Origin of the sequence: Kitasatospora sp. NPDC058170 (assembly GCF_042883905.1) — a bacterium.
In the GTDB taxonomy this organism is placed as follows: domain Bacteria; phylum Actinomycetota; class Actinomycetes; order Streptomycetales; family Streptomycetaceae; genus Kitasatospora.
Genome location: NZ_JBHVUV010000018.1, coordinates 1 through 19,317, shown reverse-complemented (window position 1 = coordinate 19,317; position 19,317 = coordinate 1). Strand labels below are relative to the sequence as shown.

The following is a 19,317-nucleotide window of genomic DNA, read 5'->3' as shown; positions in this document are numbered from 1 at the left end:
GGAGCACCGAGCATGAGCCTGCGCCTGAGGACGATCACCCGCGAGGAGCACCTCGCCTTCATCAGGAGCCGCGCCTCGGCCAGCCACATGCAGGTGCCGTCCTGGGGCGACGTGAAGGCCGAGTGGCGCACCGAGTCGATCGGCTGGATCGACGACTCCGGCCAGATCGTCGGCGCCGGCCTGGTGCTCTACCGGCAGCTGCCGAAGGTCAAGCGCTACCTGGCCTACCTGCCCGAGGGCCCGGTGATCGACTGGTTCGACCGCGACCTGGACCGCTGGCTGTCGCCGATGCTGGCCCACCTGAAGTCGCAGGGCGCCTTCTCGGTGAAGATGGGCCCGCCGGTGGTGATCCGGCGCTGGAACGCGCCGACCATCAAGGAGGCCATCGCCGGCAAGCAGGCCAAGCGCCTGCGCGACATCGAGGCCGACTGGTACGAGCCGCGCGCCTTCGAGGTGGCCGACCGGCTGCGCAAGGCGGGCTGGCTGCAGGGCGACGACGGCGGCGCCGGCTTCGGCGACGTGCAGCCGCGCTACGTCTTCCAGGTGCCGCTGGCGAACCGCTCGCTGGACGACATCCAGAAGGGCTTCAACCAGCTCTGGCGCCGCAACATCAAGAAGGCCGAGAAGTCCGGCGTCGAGGTGGTCCAGGGCGGCTACGACGAGCTGCCGATCTTCCACCAGCTGTACCTGGTGACGGCCGAGCGCGACCGCTTCACCCCGCGTCCGCTGGCCTACTTCCAGCGGATGTGGAAGGCCCTCACCTCCGAGGACCCGAACCGCATGCGGCTCTACATCGCCTACCACGAGGGCGAGCCGCTGGCCGCGACCACGATGCTGGTGGTCGGCGAGCACGTCTGGTACTCCTACGGCGCCTCGGCCAACCACAAGCGCGAGGTCAAGCCCTCCAACGCCATCCAGTGGCGGATGATGCGCGACTCCTACGCCCTCGGCGGCGGGGTCTACGACCTGCGCGGCATCAGCGACACGCTGGACGAGAACGACCACCTGTTCGGCCTGATCCAGTTCAAGGTCGGCACCGGTGGCCAGGCCGCCGAGTACCTCGGCGAGTGGGACTTCCCGCTCAACAAGCTGCTGCACAAGGCACTCGACCTCTACATGTCGCGCCGCTGAGCCGCTTGCGCCCCGCCGTGCCCCTCACCCTCTGGGAGATGACCCGATGACGCTGTCGCTCTACCTCGACACCGACCGCTGGCGCACCCACCAGCGCACCGTCCTGGCCGAGTTCCCCGGTCTGGTGCCGGTGGCGAAGGGCAACGGCTACGGCCTGGGCAACCACCGGCTGGCCGAGGAGGCGACCCTGCTGGGCACCGGCGTGCTGGCCGTCGGCACCGCCTACGAGGCGGCGGACGCCGCCGACTGGTACGGCGGCGAGCTGCTGGTGCTCACCCCGTACCGGGTCGGCGAGGAGGTCCTGCCGCTGCCGCACGCCCGGGTGATCCGGACGGTGGCGAACCTGGCCGGGCTGCGGGCGCTGCACGGCGCCCGGGTCGTGGTGGAGTGCATGACCACCATGCGCCGGCACGGGGTGGGCGCGGCCGACCTGCCGGCCGTCGCCGCCGAGCTGGACGGCGTCTCCTTCGAGGGCCTGGCCCTGCACCTGCCGATGGACCGGCCGGACGGCTCCGACCCGGTCGACGAGGTGGCGTACTGGGTGGACACCGCCCGGGCCGCCGGCGTGCCGGTGCACACCGTGTTCGTCAGCCACCTCGGCGCGGCGGGCATGGGGCAGCTGGCCCAGCGCTACCCGGACACCGTCTTCCGGGCCCGGATCGGCACCCGGCTCTGGCTGGGCGACCACGGGGCGCTGGAGGTCCGGGCGACGGTGCTGGACGTCACCCCGGTCGTCAAGGGCGACCGGTACGGCTACCGCCAGCACCCGGCGCCCTCCGACGGCCACCTCGTGGTGGCGGCCGGGGGCACCGCGCACGGCATCGGCCTGGAGGCACCGAAGTACGTCCAGAGCATGTCCTCGCGGGCCAAGGGCATCGCCCGGGCCGGTCTGGCGACGGTCAACAAGACCAAGTCGCCCTACAACTGGTCCGGCAAGCAGCTCTGGTTCGCCGAGCCGCCGCACATGCAGGTCTCGCTGCTGTTCCTGGACAACGAGACCAAGCCGCCGGTCGTCGGCGACGAACTCGCCCTGCAGGTCCGGCACACCACCACGCACTTCGACCGCGTGGTGGACCGCTAGGGCTTGGGAGTCCGCCCCGGCCTGACGGCCGGGGCGCGCCCTACCGCTCGACGATGTCGGCCGGTTCCGGCACGGTCGGCTCGTCCAGCCACTGCTCGGGACCGGCCGGGGCGTACCCGGCGTAGGTCGCCTCCTCCTTCAGCTGCCGGGCGGTGCCCAGCACGAAGACGTCCGGGGCGTGGTCCAGCACCCCGCCGGACGGGTCGTCGCTGCCGTCCCAGCGCACCGGGTCGCGGTCGGGCAGCAGGATGTCCCGGACCACCATGCCGCACAGGTAGAGCGTTCCGAGCAGGTGCAGGACGATCGCGAAGTGGTACCAGGACTCGCCGATGCCCTGCTGCTTGGCGCCGGTGACGAAGCCCAGGTGGGACCAGATGCCCAGGGTGTACAGCGCCTCGCAGGCCTGCCAGATCAGGAAGTCCCGCCAGCGCGGCCGGGCCAGCACCGCGAACGGGATCAGCCAGAGCACGTACTGCGGCGAGTAGACCTTGTTGACCAGCACGAACGCGGCCACCACCAGGAAGGCCAGCTGCGCGAAGCGCGGGCGGCGCGGCGCCGAGAGGGCCAGCCAGCCGATCCCCAGGCAGCAGAGCACCATCAGCACCGCGATGAAGGTGTCCAGGTTCTCCAGCCCGACGCCGCGGCTCTGCATCAGGATCAGCCAGAAGGAGCCGTAGTCCTCCTTGCGGTGCTTGCTGAAGACGTAGAAGGTCGACCAGCCCTGCCAGTTGGCCATCATGATCGGCAGGTTGACCAGCAGCCAGGCACCGACCGCGCCGCCCAGCATCGCCCGGAACTCGCGCCACCGGCCGGCCCGCCAGCAGAGCATCAGCAGCGGACCGATCAGCAGCACCGGGTAGAGCTTGGCGGCGGTGGCCAGGCCGATGAAGACGCCGGCCCAGACCGGGCGGGAGCCGGACCACCAGGCCATCGCGACGGCGGCCAGCGCGACCGCCAGCAGGTCCCAGTTGACGGTGGAGTTCAGCAGCAGGCACGGGGCGAGCGCGAACAGCAGGGCGTCCCAGGGGCGCCGGCGGTGGGTGCGCGACAGGGCGACCACCGCGACCACCGCACAGGCCATCAGCAGGCCCGCGTTGATCGCCCAGAACCACTGCTCCTGGCTCTGGGTGCCACCGCCACCGGGCGTCAGCCAGGCCGCCACCTGCATGAACAGACCGGTCAGCACCGGGTACTCGAGGAACTGGAGGTCGCCCGAGGTGCCCGGGATCCGGTCGACGTACGGGTGCAGGCCGGCCGCGAAGCCGCGTCCGGAGAACAGGTGCGGGATGTCGCTGTAGCAGGCGTGCACGTACTGCGGCGATCCCGGCTGGAACCAGGCGGAGTTGTAGCAGGGCAGCTTCTGCGCCATGCCCAGCACCGAGACCACGATCACCACCAGCGCGAGGAAGCGCGCCGGCACCCACCAGGAGACGCCCAGCAGGGCGCGCCGGCCGGGCGGGCCGCCGATCACCTCGCTCCCGGCCGCCGCGACCGGGTCCTCGTCCGCCGGGACGACCACGGTGTTGGCCGGCGGGGCGGGCGGTCCGGCCGGGTCCGCGGCGGGCGCCGCCGGGGCGGGCCCGGCGGCCTCGGCGGGCCCGGTCTGGTCGGCGGATTCGTCACGCGCGCTCGACGTCATGCCGGACATCCTGCCGCACCTCCCCCACCAGGACGAGGAGGCCCCCTGAGCGGCCCCGGACCGGTCCGGCGAATCATGACGAAACGGCGGTGGCGCCCCTCCGGAGAGGGGCGCCACCGCCGTTCGGACCGTTCGACGCCGATCGTCAGGGCGCCGCGCCCGGCTGGGCGCCGCCGCTCGCCGACGGCGAGGTGGTCGGCTTCGGCGGCTTGGTGCTGGTCGGGCTGGGATCGCTCGTCGACGCGGACGGCGAGGGCTGCTGGGAGGTGCACAGCCCGGGGATGATGCAGCTGGGCGAGGGCCCGCCACCGCCGCCACCGCCGCCGCCCGGGTGGGTCGACTTGGTCTGCGTCGGGGTCGGCACGGTACCCGGGCAGTCCACGCCGGGCACGCAGGCCGGCTGCTGGGTCGTCGTCGGCTGCTGCGGCTGCTGCTGCGTCGGCTGCTGCGCGCCGGGCTCCGGCGCGGTGGTCGGCGCGGTCTCCGTCATCGTGGGCGAGGGCGAGGCGCTCGCGGTGCTCGGCGCGCCCGAGGAGTCCACCTGGCTGCCGACCGGCTGCGGGGCGGGGAAGTCCATCTTCTTCTCGTTGGCCAGGGCGACCTTCATGTACCGGGTGAAGATGTCCGTCGGGGTGTCACCACCGTGGATCGAGTCCTTGCCGCCGGTGCCGTTGAGGGACAGCCGCTCGTGCTTGGCCGGGTCCTCGCGCCACATCGCGACGCTGGTGGACAGCTGCGGGGTGTAGCCGACCCACCAGGCCGACTTGTTCTGGTCGGTGGTACCGGTCTTGCCGGCCACCGGGCGGCCGAGTCCGTTGCTCAGCTTGCCGGTACCGTTCTTGGCCACGTTCACCAACACGTCGGTGAGGTTGTCCGCGACGGCCGGCTCCAGCGCCGGCTTCAGCTCGGGCTTGCCGAATCCGGCCAGCTCCTTGCCGCTGACCTCGACCTTGGTCACCGAGTAGGGGTCGGCCTGCTTGCCGCTGGCGGCCAGGGTCGCGTAGGCGTCGGCCATCCGGATCGGGCTCACGGTGGAGGTGCCGAGGGCGAAGGTCGGCGTCTTGGGGTCCGCGAAGCTCTCCTTGCGCACGCCCATCGCCTCCGCGATGTTGGCCACGTTCTGGCCGCCGACGTCCTGGTTGAGCTGGACGAACGGCACGTTGTACGAGTTCTGCATGGCCTGCCGCAGGGACACGTAGCCGCGCTTGCCGGAGTCCTCGTTCTTCTGCCGGTAGGGCTTGCCGTCGTCGCCGATCACCAGCGAGCCGTCCGGCTTGCGGATCTCGGACTTGTCGTCGGAGAGGTAGCGGCTGTCCGCGTTGATCCGCTTCGGCTTGCCCTGCTCGTCGGTCTGGGTCTGCACGCCGATCTGCATCGCGGCGGCCAGCACGAACGGCTTGAAGGTCGAGCCGACCTGGACGCCCTTGGCGTCCGCGTTGTTGTCGAAGTGCTGGTTCTCCACGCCGTCGCCGCCGTAGATGGCGACGAGCGCGCCGTCGCCGGGGCGGACGCTGGCGGCGCCGAACTGGACCCAGTTGTCCTGCTCGGGGCGCTTCTGCAGGTTGAGGGTCTCGCCCTTGACGTCGTCCACGGCCTTCTTGAGGGCGTCGACCTTCTCCTTCTCGAAGGTCGTGTAGATCTTGAAGCCGCCCTTGTCGATCGCCCGGGCGTCGATCTTGGGGTCCTTGCTCATGACGTACTTGTTGGCGGTGTCGACCAGGTAGCTGATCTCACCGTTCATGTTGGCCGACGGCTGGACCTTGATCGGCTCGGGGAACGTGGTGCACTTGGCGCGCTCCTCGGCGGTGGTGTTGTTGGTCTCCACCATCCGCTTGAGGATCCAGTTCCAGCGCTCCTCGGCGCGCTCGTGGTTGCCCTTGAGCGACGGGTCGTACAGGCCGGCGCCCTTGAGCAGCCCGGCCAGCATGGCGCTCTGGCAGAGGTCCAGGTCCTTGGCGTTGATGCCGTAGTACGCCTGCGCGGCGGCCTGGGCGCCCTCCGCGCCGCGGCCGAACCAGCTGGTGTTCAGATAGCCCTTCAGGATGTCGGGCTTCTCGGTGGTCTGATTGATCTTCAGGGTGATGAAGAACTCCTTCACCTTGCGGTCAAGGGTCTGCTCCTGGGTGAGGTAGGCGTTCTTGACGTACTGCTGGGTGATCGTCGAGGCGCCCTGCGTCTCACCGCCCGTGGCCATGTTGTAGACGGCGCGCATCATGCCCACGGGGTCGACGCCGCTGTCGGTGCGGAAGGTCGAGTTCTCCGCCGCGATCACGGCGTTCTGCAGGTTGGGGCTGATGTCCGAGAGCTCGACGATCTGGCGGTTGGCCTCGCCCTTGCGGGTCATCTCCGAGCCGTCGGCCCAGTAGTAGATGTTGTTCTGACCCTTCACCAGGTCCTTGAGCGGCGGGACGGTGGTGCTCTGGTAGATGAAGAACACCCCGCCGACGCCGGCCGCGAAGACCAGCAGGAACGCGGTGAGCCACTGCTTCCAGGACGGCAGCCAGCGGCGGACGCCCTGCTTGCCGAAGCGCGGGTAGTCGATGAACCGCTTCTTGCCGGGCTTGCCGCCCCGGCCCGCCGGCGCCGCGGGTGCGGCCGCGCCGCGCCTGCCGCCCTTCTGGCCGGCCTTGCGCATCTCGGCACGGGTCATCCGGGGCTGCTGGGCGGTCTCCCGGACGCCCGAGGGGCGCCGCCGCCCGAGTCCGCCCGAGCTGAGCTCGTCGTCTCCGGCCCCGCCCGGGCGGCCGTTGTCACCCGGGGGCTGCTCGCCGCCGCCGGCGGGCGACCTTCGCCGTCGTTCGCTCATGTTTCCAACTACTCCTCGCCAGGCCGTCGAGCCTGAAGGCAGGGTTCACGTCCAATGCCCGCAACCGCCCTAACCCCGGAGGTGGTCCTCGTGCACACGCGACAGCGTACGCAGCCGAGATATCCACCTAATCGGGCATCAAGTACTAATCGCCACAAAAGGTCGGCAGATCATTACACGGCCGTTGCCTAGGGCACCCGCGCGTCGCCTTGTGATCACATTCACGCGTGCCCCCCTTGCCCCTTCGAGGACCCAGGTTTACTGTTCTCGATATATCGAGCCGATACATCGGAACGGCATACCACCGGATACGGCGGTACCGCGGTCCGACCGGGAGGAAGGAGGACGACGGCATTGAGCAGGCGCTCAGGAGTGCTGGAGTTCGCCGTTCTCGGTCTGCTGCACGACGCACCGATGCACGGGTACGAGCTGCGCAAGCGGCTCAACGTCCTGCTCGGCTCGTTCCGCGCGTTCTCCTACGGGACGCTCTACCCGTGTCTGAAGAGCCTGGTGGCCCAGGGTTTCCTGGTCGAGGACAACCCGGACGTCGAGTACGTCCCGGCCACCGCGCTCAACGGCAAGCGGTCCAAGATCGTCTACCGGCTCTCCCCCGAGGGCAAGCAGCGCTTCGAGGAACTGCTGGCCGACTCCGGCCCCGACGCCTGGGAGGACGAGCACTTCGGCGTCCACTTCGCGTTCTTCGGCCAGACCGACCGGGCGGTGCGGATGCGCGTCCTGGAGGGGCGCCGCAGCCGGCTGGAGGAGCGACTGGAGCGGATGCGCAACTCGCTCGCCCGGGCGCGTGAGCGGTTCGACGACTACACCGTCGAGCTGCAGCGGCACGGACTGGAGTCGGTGGAGCGCGAGGTCCGGTGGCTCAACGAGCTGATCGAGACCGAGCGGGCCAACCGCACCGGCCGTCCCGGGCCCCCCACCGGCGGGCCGAACACCGCAGTACCCCCCACGACTTCGGACGGCCGTGGCCAGGAGGACGGGTCCTCGGACCCGCCCGGGCCACCGTACGACCGCCCGGGGCGCTCCGCCCAGGAGCGCTGACACCGCGTCAGCCCTGTGCCACGCGGCAGGAGTGGGCGCCTCGCGCGCCCGTCACAGCAGTCATCGAAGAAGCAGGACGAGTACCGCCGAGTCTCGGCGGCGCTCATGAGATCACAGGGAGCAACCGGAATGGGTTCGGTTCGCGTAGCCATCGTTGGCGTGGGCAACTGCGCCGCCTCGCTGGTGCAGGGTGTCGAGTACTACAAGGACGCCGACCCGGCCGGCAGGGTCCCCGGGCTGATGCACGTCCAGTTCGGCGAGTACCACGTCCGTGACGTGGAGTTCGTCGCGGCCTTCGACGTCGACGCCAAGAAGGTCGGCTTCGACCTGGCCGACGCCATCGGCAACAGCGAGAACAACACCATCAAGATCTGCGACGTGCCGCCGACCGGCGTCACCGTCCAGCGCGGCCACACCCACGACGGCCTGGGCAAGTACTACCGGGAGACCATCGAGGAGTCCGACGAGGCCCCGGTCGACGTCGTCCAGGTCCTCAAGGACCAGCAGGTCGACGTCCTGGTCTGCTACCTGCCCGTCGGTTCCGAGGTCGCGGCGAAGTTCTACGCCCAGTGCGCCATCGACGCCAAGGTCGCCTTCGTGAACGCCCTGCCGGTGTTCATCGCGGGCACCAAGGAGTGGGCGGACAAGTTCACCGAGGCCGGCGTGCCGATCGTCGGTGACGACATCAAGTCCCAGGTCGGCGCCACCATCACGCACCGCGTGATGGCCAAGCTGTTCGAGGACCGCGGTGTCGTCCTCGAGCGCACCATGCAGCTGAACGTCGGCGGCAACATGGACTTCAAGAACATGCTCGAGCGCGAGCGCCTGGAGTCCAAGAAGATCTCCAAGACCCAGGCCGTCACCTCGCAGATCCGCGACCGTGAGCTGGGCGCCAAGAACGTCCACATCGGCCCGTCCGACTACGTGGCGTGGCTCGACGACCGCAAGTGGGCCTACGTCCGCCTCGAGGGTCGCGCGTTCGGCGACGTCCCGCTGAACCTGGAGTACAAGCTCGAGGTCTGGGACTCCCCGAACTCCGCCGGTGTCATCATCGACGCCGTGCGCGCCGCGAAGATCGCCAAGGACCGCGGCATCGGTGGCCCGATCCTGTCGGCGTCCTCGTACTTCATGAAGTCCCCGCCGGTCCAGTACTTCGACGACGAGGCCCGCGAGAACGTCGAGAAGTTCATCAGCGGCGAGGTCGAGCGCTGAGCATCGGGCTGACAGCTCGTAAGCTCTGAACGGACCCATGGTCTTCGACCATGGGTCCGTTCACCTTTTCCCGGCGAATGTTTCACGTGAAACACCGACCGGTTCCATGGCAATCTGGGCGGGTGGCGATCACGGAGAACGGCAGCCCCACCCACCGGCCCGCGCAGCGCGCCACGCTCCTCGGCCTGCTCCGCGGCCGCGACTTCCGCCGGCTGCTGACCGCCCGGGTGCTCTCCCAGCTCTCCGACGGCGTCTTCCAGGTCTCGCTCGCCGCGTACGTGGTCTTCTCCCCGGAGAAGCAGTCCTCCCCCGCCGACATCGCCTCGGTGCTGGCCGTGATGCTGCTGCCGTTCTCGGTGATCGGCCCGTTCGCCGGCGTGCTGCTGGACCGCTGGCGCCGCCGCCAGGTCCTCTACTTCGGCAACCTGGCCCGGTTCGGGCTCGGCCTGGTGACCGGCGCCCTGCTCCTGGCCGAGGCCCCGTCCTGGCTGTTCTTCGCCTCCGCCCTGCTGGTCACCGCGCTCAACCGGTTCATCCTGGCCGGCCTGTCGGCCGCGCTCCCCCGGGTGGTGCCGCAGGACCAGCTGGTGACCGCCAACGCGCTCTCGCCCACCCTCGGCACGGTCGCCGCGGCCTGCGGCGGGGGCCTGGGCTTCCTGCTGCACCAGGTGATGGCCCCCGGTCCGCGGGCCGACGCGGCCCTGGTGACGGTCGCCGCGCTGCTCTACCTCTCGGCGGCGCTCGCCGCCCGCCGGATGGGCCGGGACCTGCTCGGGCCCGAGCACCGCGCCGACCGCCCCCCGCTCGGCCGGGCCCTCGCCCAGGCCAGCCGCGAGCTGGGCTCGGCCGTCCGGCACCTGGTCCGCGACTGCCGGCCCGCGGTGCACGCACTGGCCGCCGTCACCGCCGCCCGGTTCTGCTACGGCGTGCTGATCGTCGTCGTGGTGATGCTGGCCCGCTACACCTTCAACGACCCGGCGGACAGCTCGGCCGGACTGGTCACCCTGGGCCAGGCGGTCGGACTCTCGGCCGCCGGGTTCTTCCTCGCCGCCGTGGTCAGCCCCTGGTGCACCCGCCGGCTGGGGCTGGCCGGCTGGATGACGGCCTGCCTGGCGGCGCCGGTGGTGTTCGTCCCGGCGCTCGGCCTGAGCTTCTCGCTGGTGCCGTGCCTGATCGCGGCGCTGCTGCTCGGCGTGGTCACCCAGGGCACCAAGATCTGTGCCGACACCGTGGTCCAGGAATCGGTCGAGGACGAGTACCGCGGCCGGGTCTTCGCCATCTACGACGTGCTGTTCAACGTCGCCTTCGTGGCCGCCGCCCTGGTGACCGCCCTGGTGCTGCCGATCTCCGGGCGCTCGGTGCCGGTGGTCCTGGGGGTCGCCCTGGTGTACGGGCTTTCCGCCCTGTGCTACTTCCGGGCCGCCCGCCGCAGCGGGCCTCTCCCCGGTGACCAGGCCTCCTGAGGACCCGCGCCCCCTCGAAACCTGCCGCGTCCGAGCGAGTCGCTAAGGTACGTCAGATCTGTCGGAGCGACAGCACTCTGTCTCGGGGGACAACCTGATGAGCACACCGCCTAATCCGTACGGCCAGCCGCCGCAGTACGGCTATCCGCAGGGACCGCCGGCCCCTCAGCCGTACGGTGCGCCGGTCCCTCAGCCCTACGGTGCGCCGGCCCCGCAGTACGGGCCGCCGCAGGCGGTGCCCGCCGGGTACGGCCACCCCCAGCCGCAGAGCCAGCCGCCGGCCTACGGCTACCCCGCGCCGGCGCCGGCCGCCCAGCCCGCTCCCGCGTACGGACAGCCCGCTCCCCCCTACGGACAGCAGCCGCCCTACGGCGCCCCGCCCGGGGGCCAGCCGCCGTACGGCCAGCCGCCCCAGTACGGCCACCCGCCGGCCCCGCAGCCGCCCGCCGCGCCGACGCGCAAGGGCGGCGCCAAGGCCAAGCTGAAGATCGTCGGCATCGTGCTCGGCGGTCTCGCGCTGATCGTCGGCTACTTCGTCAGCGGGCCGAGCGTGAGCAGCGCCAAGGTCGGCGACTGCGTCAAGGCCAGCGGCTCGCGCGACGTGGACATCGTCAAGTGCACCGACAGCAAGGCGAACTACAAGGTGCTGGCGAAGTTCACCGACAGCACCGACACCACCCGCTGCCGGCAGACGGCGGGGACGACCAGCACCGTCTCGGGCAAGAGCGGCCGGCGCTGGAACAAGAAGCGCTACGTGCTCTGCCTCGGCCCGCTGACCACCGGCGTGCCGCCCGTCAAGACGTCGTCCTGACCGCCCCACCACCACGACCTTCCCCGGGGGACCCCGCCATGTCCGTTCCACCTCCGCAGATGCCGTACGGCGCCCCGCCGCCCTCCGACGGCAGCAACCCCTACGCCACCGGCAGCCCGTACGGCGCCCCGCCGGTACCGCCGCAGGCCGGCCCGCCGCCGGGCTACGGCTACCCGGCCGCTCCCCCGCCCGCCCCCGCGCCCGCGTACGGCGCGCCCGCCCCGGCGCCCGGCTACGGCTACCCGCAGGCCCCGCAGGGCGGCCCGGTCTGCCGCATCTGCGGCGGCTTCCCCGCCGTGGACACCACGGTCCGCGGGCACCAGGGGATCGTCATCATCATGCGGTTCCTGAAGCAGCCGGGACCGTTCTGCCGCACCTGCGGCACCGCCGTGGTGCGCGACATGTCGGCCCGCACGCTGGTCCAGGGCTGGTGGGGCTACCTGTCCTCGATCATCACGCCGATCACCCTGCTGCGGAACCTGGCGGCCCACAACAAGATCAAGCAGCTGCCGCCGCCCGTCCCCGGCACCCACGGCCCGCAGCTCGACCCGGGCGTCCCGCTGACCAAGCGGCCGCACATGCTGATGCTGCTGCTGCCGGTGCTGTCGATCACCTCGTTCGTCATCCTGGTGACCACCGGCGCGCTGATCGGCGCGAACCACCACACGCCCACCCCGGTCCGCACGGTCGTGCTGCCCTCGACGTACGTCCCGTCCTTCCCCAGCCCGTCGTTCTCGATGCCGCCGATCCCGGGCATCACCACCCCCGCGGTGCCGAAGTCCTCGACCCCGCCCGCGGCCTCCACGGTGCCCAGCGACATCGACCGCGCCAAGGTCGGCGACTGCCTGCGCAACGAGAACGGGACGACCGCCACCCACGACACCAAGCCGCGGATCACGATGCTGCCCTGCAGCGACTCGCGGGCGCAGTACAAGGTGCTCCGCAAGCTCATCGCCACCAGCGACGAGAAGGGCTGCGACACCGTGCCCGACTCGGACAGCAGCTACACCCGGGAGTCCTCCTCCGCCGCGCTGAGCTTCGTGCTCTGCCTCCAGTCGGTGAACGTCTGACGGCACCCGGCGGGAACGCGGAAGGGGTGGCACCGGGGGTTCCGGTGCCACCCCTTCCGGGTCGGCCGGGCTCAGCCCTGCGGCTGCTCCGCCCACCAGGCGCGCAGCGCGGCGACGGCCTCGTCGTGCTCCATCGGGCCGTGCTCCAGGCGCAGCTCCAGCATGTGCTTGTAGGCCTTGCCGACCTGGGGGCCGGGCCGCAGGCCGAGGAGCTCCATGATCTGGTTGCCGTCCAGCGCCGGGCGCACGGCGTCCAGCTCCTCCTGGTTGCGCAGCTCCTCGATCCGCTGCTCCAGGCCGTCGTAGGTGCGGGAGAGCGCGGCGGCCTTCTTGCGGTTGCGGGTGGTGCAGTCGGAGCGGGTGAGCTTGTGCAGGCGCTCCAGCAGCGGGCCGGCGTCGGTGACGTAGCGCCGCACCGCGGAGTCGGTCCACTCGCCGCCGCCGTAGCCGTGGAAGCGCAGGTGCAGCTCGACCAGGCGGGAGACCTCCTCGGTGAGCTCCTTGGAGTACTTCAGGTCGCGCATCCGCTTGCGGGTCATCTTGGCGCCGACCACCTCGTGGTGGTGGAAGGAGACCCGGCCGTCGGACTCGAAGCGGCGGGTGCGCGGCTTGCCGATGTCGTGCAGCAGCGCGGCCAGCCGCAGGCTCAGGTCGGGGCCGTCCTGCTCCAGGTCGATGGCCTGCTCCAGGACGGTGAGCGAGTGCTCGTACACGTCCTTGTGGCGGTGGTGCTCGTCGCGCTCCAGGCGCAGCGCGGGCAGCTCCGGCAGGACGTGGTCGGCCAGGCCGGTGTCGACCAGCAGCCGCAGGCCCTTCACCGGGTGGGCGGCCAGCAGCAGCTTGTTGAGCTCGGCCTGGACCCGCTCGGCGGAGACGATGGTGATCCGCTCGGCCATCGCGGTCATCGCGGCGACGACCTCGGGGGCGGGCTCGAAGTCGAGCTGGGCGGCGAAGCGGGCGGCCCGCATCATCCGCAGCGGGTCGTCCGAGAAGGACTCCTCCGGGGTGGCGGGGGTGCGCAGCACCCGGGCCTCCAGGTCGTCCAGGCCGTGGTGCGGGTCGACGAAGCCGCGGCCGGGCAGGTCGACGGCCATCGCGTTGACGGTGAAGTCGCGGCGGACCAGGTCCTGCTCGATGGTGTCGCCGTAGGTGACCTCGGGCTTGCGCGAGGTGCGGTCGTACGCCTCGGAGCGGTAGGTGGTGATCTCGATCAGGAACGAGCCCTGCGGGGTGTCCTTGCGCGCGCCCACGGTGCCGAAGGCGATGCCGACGTCCCACACGGCGTCCGCCCAGCCCTTGACCAGCTTGAGGACCTGCTGCGGCCGGGCGTCGGTGGTGAAGTCCAGATCGTTGCCGAGGCGGCCCAGCAGGGCGTCCCGGACGGATCCGCCGACCAGCGCCAGCCGGTGCCCGGCCGCCTCGAAGCGGCGGGCGATCTCGTCGGCGACCGGGGACACCCGCAGCAGTTCCTGCAGGCCCAGCGTCTGCGCCTCGCTCAGGCCGGGGACGACCTGGGTGGCGGTGCTGGAATGATGGACGCCGGACTCATGGGCGGTGGACTCATTGGCAGTGGACACGGCTCACAAGGGTACGTGCCCCGAAGGGCCCGCCGCCCGCGCGTTTTCCGGTGCCTCACCCCGAGACCCGCAACACTGCACCCCCGGCTGCATCGTTACCATGCCGGTGGAACGAGTCTCGGGCACCGACGAGGGGCCGCCGGGCCGCGTGCCGTCACGGCTGGCCGAATGCCGTCCGGCCGCGGTTTTCACGGCTGATCGTTTCGGCCGACAGAGCACCCCCAGCAGCATCCCCAGCAGCACAGCATCAAGCAGCGAGCGATCGAGAACGGCGAGGGCGAAGCGCGTGAGCGAGCCGGCACGGCACTCGGGCCTGGAGGCGTACGGACAACCTGGACGTGCCCGGAGTGCCGCCGACGGGCCCCCACCGGGGCGCCGCGCGGTCCGGGTGGCCAGGCGGGCCGCGGCTGCCCTCGGAGCGGCACTCGCCCTGCTGGCGGCCACGCCGCAGGCCGGCGCGCTGCCCGCCACGGGGGCCCGGCCGTCCGCGGAGTCCGGGGTCACGGCCGAGTACCCGGTGGTGATGACCATCGAGAGCGTCGAGCAGCCGGTGGCCACCCCGAACGGCACCGTGACGATCAAGGGCCATGTCACCAACGGCGGCAAGTCCGTGCTCAAGACGGCGCACGCGGCGGCCCGCAAGCCCTGGGCGGGCAAGCCCCTGACCACCCGCAGCGAGCTGGCGGCGGTGACCGCCCGGACCGGTCCGGTCGGCGCGGACGGCATCGAGCTGGACAGCCCGCAGTTCGCGCTGAACGAGCTGGGCCCGGGCCAGAGCCAGGCGTACACCCTGGGGATCGCGGTGAGCGACCTCCAGCTCTCCGGTGAGGGCCTGTACGAGCTCGCGGTGGACGTCTGGGGTTCGACCGCGGACAACCAGCGGGACCGGCCGCTTGGCATCGCCCGTACCTTCCTGCCGTACGACGACCCGGCGGTGAACGAGGCGCAGCCCTCCAAGGTGACCACCCTGTGGCCGCTGGTGCACGCGCCGGTGCTGGCCGCGCAGACCGCCTCCGACAACGACCAGAGCATCCCGGTGCTGCGCGACGACAGCCTGACGGCGGAGTTCTCGCCGGGCGGGCGGCTGTACGAGCTGGTGGACACCGGGGCAAAGCTGCCGGGGCTGACCTGGGTGGTCGACCCGGACCTGCTGGACACCGCGTTCGCGATGACCAAGGCGTACCGGGTGCAGAAGCCCGGTACCCAGGGCCAGTCGGCGAAGGACGACAACGTCGTCCAGGGCGGCGGCCAGGCCGCCGCGACGGCCTGGCTGGACAAGCTGCGGGCCGCGGTGGCGAAGCCCGGCAGCCAGGTGGTGGCGCTGCCGTACGCCGACCCGGACATCGCCTCGATCGCGCACAACGGCGCCGATCTGCCGGGCGTCGACGCCGCGCTCGGCAAGGCGGCCACCGCGGGCCGGCTGACCGTCGAGGGCCGGCTGTCGGTGGACACCCGGGCGGACGTGGCCTGGCCGTACCAGGGCTACCTGGACCAGCAGGTCGCCGGCCTGACCCAGCGCACCGGCAGCGGCCTGGTGCTGGTGAACGGGGCGAGCCTGCCGGAGTCGGACGGGCTGAAGTACACGCCGACCGCACCGCGCCCGATCGGCAACGGGCAGACCGGGGTGGTCGCCGACAGCACGGTCTCCGAGCTGTTCGAGGCCGACCTGAGCACCCCGCAGGCCCAGACCGAGGCCGTGCAGCGCTTCCTCGCCGAGACCTACGTGATCTCCCGGCAGGAGCCGCAGAACCCGCGCGGCCTGCTGGTGATGCCGCCGCGCGAGCTGACCGCGAACAACGCCAAGGCGCTGGCGACGGCCCTGCTGACGGCGCAGGCCGGCAAGTGGGTGGAGCCGGTCAAGCTGGACGTGCTCGCCGCGGGCGCGCCCGATCCGAAGGCGAACTCCGCCGTCCCGGCGGCCACCGACTACCCGGCTCAGGCCCGCGCCTCGGAGCTGTCCTCCCTGGAGCTCACCGACACCATCAGGATCCAGAGCGAGCTGGACAAGCTGATGCGGATCCTCACCCTGCCGCAGCGGGTGCGCGGTCCGTTCAGCGCGGCCATGGTCCGCTCGATGTCCACCGAGTGGCGCTCCCAGCCGCCCGCCGGCAGCACCTACCGCGACGGCGTGTCGACGTACCTCGGCGAGCTGACCAAGGCGGTGAAGGTCCCGAAGAAGACCGTCATCACCTTCGCCGGCGACACCGGCGTGCTGCAGGTCAGCGTCCGCAACGACCTCACCCAGACGGTCACCAACCTCGAACTGGTCCTGACCCCGAGCCAGCCCAACCGGCTCAAGGTCGGCGCGCCGGAGCCGATCGTGCTGCCGGCCGCGCAGAGCGTCACCCTGCGGTTCGCGGCCGAGGCTCACAACAACGGGCCGGTCAGCATGACCGCCCAGCTGCGCACGACCGGTCCGGACCCGCAGCCGTACGGCGAGCCGGTGACGTTCACCGTGGAGGTCACCTCGGTGACCAACGGCGTGCTGTACGTCTTCGGCGGCGGTCTGGTGCTGCTCCTGCTGGCGGGCCTGCGCTTCTACCGTCAGCGCAAGCGGCGGGCCCCGGCGGAGGACGGCGACGAGCCGCTCGGCGACCGGCCGCTCACCGAGGGGCCGGCCGGCGACACGACCGGCGGCGCGGCGCAGCCCGACGAACGGCCCGCCGCCGACGGGGGCGGGGGCCCCGGAGGTGAGGGACCTGCGCAGACACCGCGCGGCAGGACCGCAGATGGCCGGGATCGGGCCACCGGTGATGAGAAGGTTGGTCCTTGATACCGCCGACACCGCCCGACTCCGGGCCGGCCTCCCCCACGACAGCGAAGAGGTGACATGACCGGGCGCAGCGAGGAGCGGCCGCCGGGCCGCGGTGAGGGCCGGCCGGGTGCCGAGTCGCCGTCCGGCGACTGGTACGTGGCCGACACCTACGCCCAGGACCCGTACGCGGCCGACGCGTACCAGGGCCACCAGGACGGCCAGGACCCGTACGGCATGCAGACCGCCCGACCCGCCGCGCCCCAGCAGCCGGTGGCGGCGTACGACGTGCCGCCGCAGCTGCCGCCGCAGGGCGGCGGCTACCCGACGCCGGTCCCGGCGAGCCCGTTCGCCCCGCCCGTTCCGCCGGTGCAGCCCGGCTGGGACACCCCGCCGCAGGCGGTCTGGCAGGAGGGCGTCCCCGGGTGGGAGCAGCCGGCCGCGCCGGTCGACCAGTGGGGCGGGCAGCACCAGCAGCAACACCAGCACCAGCCGCCGCACCAGCAGCAGCACCAGCAGTGGCAGCCGGGCCCCGCGCACTCCGCCTGGGACTCCGAGAGCACCGAGTACGTGGGCGTGGACGCGCTCTTCGGCGCGGGCGGCCCGGTCCAGGCCGAGGCGGCATCCCGCCCGCAGGTGCCGCAGGCCCAGCCGCCGCTCGGCCACGCCCCGATGGCCCCCGCGGCGCCCGTGGGCCCGGTGCCGCAGTCGCCGCTGGGCCAGCCCCTCATGCCGCCTGCGCCGTACCCCCAGGCCGGTGCCTACCCGGGCCACCACGGCGGCGGCCAGGACGGGCAGCGCCCGTTCGTCCCGCCGATCGAGTTCGACCCGCCGCTCTCCGAGGAGGAGGCCACCATGCAGGTGGCCGCGGTCCAGCTGCCGCCCGCGGTGGAGCCGCTGGACGAGCTGGCCGCCGAGCCGCACGCCCCCCAGGCGCCCGCGGCCGGCGGCGGCAAGGTCGCCAGCCTGCTGAACTCCAGCGCGATCATGGCGGCCGGCACCCTGGTCTCCCGCGGCACCGGCTTCCTGCGCACGATGGTGATCACCGCCGCGATCGGCGTCAGCGTGATGGGCGACTCGTACAACGCCGCCTACACCCTGCCGACCCTGCTGTACATCCTGATCGGCGGCGGCGCCCTGAACGCCGTCTTCGTGCCGCAGCTGGTCCGGAGCATGAAGAACGACGAGGACGGCGGCACCGCCTACGCCAACCGGCTGCTCACCCTGGTGATGGTCGGGCTCGGCGCGGTGGTCCTGCTGGCCGTGGTCGGCGCCCCGCTGCTGGTGCAGCTGATCTCGCACTCGATGATGGCGAACCCGGCCAGCGCCGACACCACCGTGGCGCTGGCCCGCTACTGCCTGCCGACCATCTTCTTCATGGGCATCCACGTCGTGATGGGCCAGATCCTCAACGCCCGCGGCCGGTTCGGCGCGATGATGTGGACCCCGGTCCTCAACAACATCGTGGTGATCTTCACCTTCTCCGCCTACCTCTGGGTGTACGGCGGCTTCGGCACCACCGAGGTCACCCCGGAGACGATCTCCCCCGAGGGCGTCCGGCTGCTCGGCATCGGCACCCTGGTCGGCCTCGTCGTCCAGGCGCTGTCGATGATCCCGTACCTGCGGGCGGCCGGCTTCCACTACCGGCCGCGCTTCGACTGGCGCGGCCACGGCCTCGGCAAGGCCGGCCGACTGGCCAAGTGGACCTTCTTCTTCGTGCTCGCCAACCAGGCCGGCTACCTGGTGATCACCCAGCTGGCCACCGCGGCCGGCAGCGCCGCCGAGCACACCGGCCACAACGGTGTCGGTCTCGCCGCCTTCTCCAACGCGCTGCTCATCTGGCAGCTCCCGCAGGCCGTCATCGTGGTCTCGCTGATGAGCGCGGTGCTCCCCCGGCTCTCCCGGGCCGCCGCCGACGAGGACGCCGGCGCGGTGCGCGACGACATCTCGTACGGGCTGCGGACCACCGCCGTGGCGGTCGTCCCGGGCGCCTTCCTGTTCCTCTCGCTCGGCCCGGCGATCGGCCGCTCGATCTACGGGGTGGGCGGCGGCGCGATCGCCCTGGACAGCGCCACCAACGTGGGCCTGATGCTCTCCGCCTTCGCGCTGGGCCTGATCCCGTACTCGGTGCAGTACGTGATGCTGCGCGGCTTCTACGCCTACGAGGACACCCGGACCCCGTTCTCCAACACCGTCTGGGTGGCGGCCTGCCAGGCCGGCTTCTCGCTGATCTGCTGGGTCGCCCTCCCCGCCGAGTGGACCGTGATGGGCATGGCATTCGGGTACGGTCTGGCGTACGCCGTCGGAGTGGCGGTGGCGGTACCCAAGCTGAAGAAGAAGATCGGCGGGCTGGACACCAAGCGGATCGGCAAGACCTACACCCGGCTGATCACCGCCTGTGTGCCGGCCGCGCTGGTCGGGCTGGGCGTCAGCCTGGCGGTGCAGCAGGTCGTCGGCGGCTGGCTGGGCAGTGTGCTCACCATCGCCCTGGCCGGCGGCCTCCAGGTGGCCGTCTTCGTCCTGATCGCGAAGAAGCTGCGGATCGAGGAGCTGAACGCGATGCTGGGCATGGTGCGCGGCCGACTGGGCCGCTGACCGACCGTACCAACCGGTCGTACCGGCCACCGCCCTGATCGGGCGTCAACCGGACGACCGGGGTTCTCCGCCCCGTCGGGGCGGGCACTGGGCCGCCGTCCGGATCCGGGGATCTCCCGGATCC

General features: G+C 71.8%; 12 protein-coding genes. 9 read left to right on the top strand and 3 right to left on the bottom strand.

Translation table 11 applies throughout. The annotated features are described in order from the left end of the window. Positions 1–12: 12 nt before the first annotated feature. Together ACFVVX_RS20825 and ACFVVX_RS20820 are read left to right on the top strand one after the other, a co-directional pair. The gene (locus ACFVVX_RS20825) at positions 13–1,131 is read left to right on the top strand and encodes a lipid II:glycine glycyltransferase FemX (protein WP_387947625.1); all 1,119 of its coding nucleotides are present in this window, start codon (positions 13–15) and stop codon (positions 1,129–1,131) included. A 46-nt stretch (positions 1,132–1,177) separates the two neighbouring features. After that, the gene (locus ACFVVX_RS20820; protein WP_387947623.1) at positions 1,178–2,212 is read left to right on the top strand and encodes an alanine racemase; all 1,035 of its coding nucleotides are present in this window, start codon (positions 1,178–1,180) and stop codon (positions 2,210–2,212) included. Positions 2,213–2,252: 40 nt separating this feature from the next. Here ACFVVX_RS20820 and ACFVVX_RS20815 read toward each other — a convergent pair whose 3' ends face one another. Together ACFVVX_RS20815 and ACFVVX_RS20810 are read right to left on the bottom strand one after the other, a co-directional pair. Beyond that, entirely contained in the window at positions 2,253–3,851 is a 1,599-nt protein-coding gene (locus ACFVVX_RS20815; RefSeq protein ID WP_387947621.1) for a glycosyltransferase family 87 protein, read from the bottom strand. Positions 3,852–3,996: 145 nt separating this feature from the next. Beyond that, positions 3,997–6,657: a transglycosylase domain-containing protein gene (locus ACFVVX_RS20810; RefSeq protein ID WP_387947619.1), complete on the bottom strand. Its 2,661-nt coding sequence runs from the start codon at positions 6,655–6,657 to the stop codon at positions 3,997–3,999. 354 nt (positions 6,658–7,011) lie between these two features. Here ACFVVX_RS20810 and ACFVVX_RS20805 point away from each other — a divergent pair, with 354 nt between their 5' ends. From ACFVVX_RS20805 to ACFVVX_RS20785, 5 genes are all read left to right on the top strand, one after another. After that, complete coding sequence (locus ACFVVX_RS20805) at positions 7,012–7,713, top strand: PadR family transcriptional regulator (protein WP_387947617.1); 702 nt, start codon at positions 7,012–7,014, stop codon at positions 7,711–7,713. 129 nt (positions 7,714–7,842) lie between these two features. Further along, on the top strand, positions 7,843–8,925 hold the full coding sequence (locus ACFVVX_RS20800; protein ID WP_387947615.1) for an inositol-3-phosphate synthase: 1,083 nt from the start codon (positions 7,843–7,845) through the stop codon (positions 8,923–8,925). A gap of 128 nt (positions 8,926–9,053) precedes the next feature. Beyond that, positions 9,054–10,388, top strand: a complete 1,335-nt coding sequence (locus ACFVVX_RS20795; protein WP_387947903.1) for an MFS transporter — start codon at positions 9,054–9,056, stop codon at positions 10,386–10,388. 97 nt (positions 10,389–10,485) lie between these two features. Then, the gene (locus ACFVVX_RS20790; RefSeq protein ID WP_387947613.1) at positions 10,486–11,199 is read left to right on the top strand and encodes a hypothetical protein; all 714 of its coding nucleotides are present in this window, start codon (positions 10,486–10,488) and stop codon (positions 11,197–11,199) included. Between the two features lie 38 nt (positions 11,200–11,237). Beyond that, complete coding sequence (locus tag ACFVVX_RS20785) at positions 11,238–12,269, top strand: hypothetical protein (RefSeq protein ID WP_387947611.1); 1,032 nt, start codon at positions 11,238–11,240, stop codon at positions 12,267–12,269. Positions 12,270–12,340: 71 nt separating this feature from the next. On the opposite strand, the gene ACFVVX_RS20780 is transcribed toward ACFVVX_RS20785, so the two are convergent. Beyond that, the gene (locus ACFVVX_RS20780; protein WP_387947901.1) at positions 12,341–13,768 is read right to left on the bottom strand and encodes a CCA tRNA nucleotidyltransferase; all 1,428 of its coding nucleotides are present in this window, start codon (positions 13,766–13,768) and stop codon (positions 12,341–12,343) included. Between the two features lie 364 nt (positions 13,769–14,132). On the opposite strand from ACFVVX_RS20780, the gene ACFVVX_RS20775 reads away from it, so the two are divergent. Both ACFVVX_RS20775 and murJ read left to right on the top strand, forming a co-directional pair. Beyond that, complete coding sequence (locus tag ACFVVX_RS20775) at positions 14,133–16,619, top strand: DUF6049 family protein (RefSeq protein ID WP_387947609.1); 2,487 nt, start codon at positions 14,133–14,135, stop codon at positions 16,617–16,619. Positions 16,620–16,676: 57 nt separating this feature from the next. Continuing rightward, positions 16,677–19,193 carry a murein biosynthesis integral membrane protein MurJ gene (gene murJ, locus ACFVVX_RS20770; RefSeq protein WP_387947607.1) on the top strand — a complete coding sequence of 839 codons (2,517 nt, stop codon included), beginning with the start codon at positions 16,677–16,679 and terminating at the stop codon, positions 19,191–19,193. Positions 19,194–19,317: the final 124 nt, after the last annotated feature.

Bases quoted from the DNA above. Each gene is read 5' to 3' on its own strand.
- ACFVVX_RS20825 (WP_387947625.1), top strand. From the start codon at position 13: ATGAGCCTGCGCCTGAGGACGATCACCCGCGAGGAGCACCTCGCCTTC.
- ACFVVX_RS20820 (WP_387947623.1), top strand. From the start codon at position 1,178: ATGACGCTGTCGCTCTACCTCGACACCGACCGCTGGCGCACCCACCAG.
- ACFVVX_RS20815 (WP_387947621.1), bottom strand. From the start codon at position 3,851: ATGACGTCGAGCGCGCGTGACGAATCCGCCGACCAGACCGGGCCCGCC.
- ACFVVX_RS20810 (WP_387947619.1), bottom strand. From the start codon at position 6,657: ATGAGCGAACGACGGCGAAGGTCGCCCGCCGGCGGCGGCGAGCAGCCC.
- ACFVVX_RS20800 (WP_387947615.1), top strand. From the start codon at position 7,843: ATGGGTTCGGTTCGCGTAGCCATCGTTGGCGTGGGCAACTGCGCCGCC.
- ACFVVX_RS20790 (WP_387947613.1), top strand. From the start codon at position 10,486: ATGAGCACACCGCCTAATCCGTACGGCCAGCCGCCGCAGTACGGCTAT.
- ACFVVX_RS20785 (WP_387947611.1), top strand. From the start codon at position 11,238: ATGTCCGTTCCACCTCCGCAGATGCCGTACGGCGCCCCGCCGCCCTCC.
- murJ (WP_387947607.1), top strand. From the start codon at position 16,677: ATGACCGGGCGCAGCGAGGAGCGGCCGCCGGGCCGCGGTGAGGGCCGG.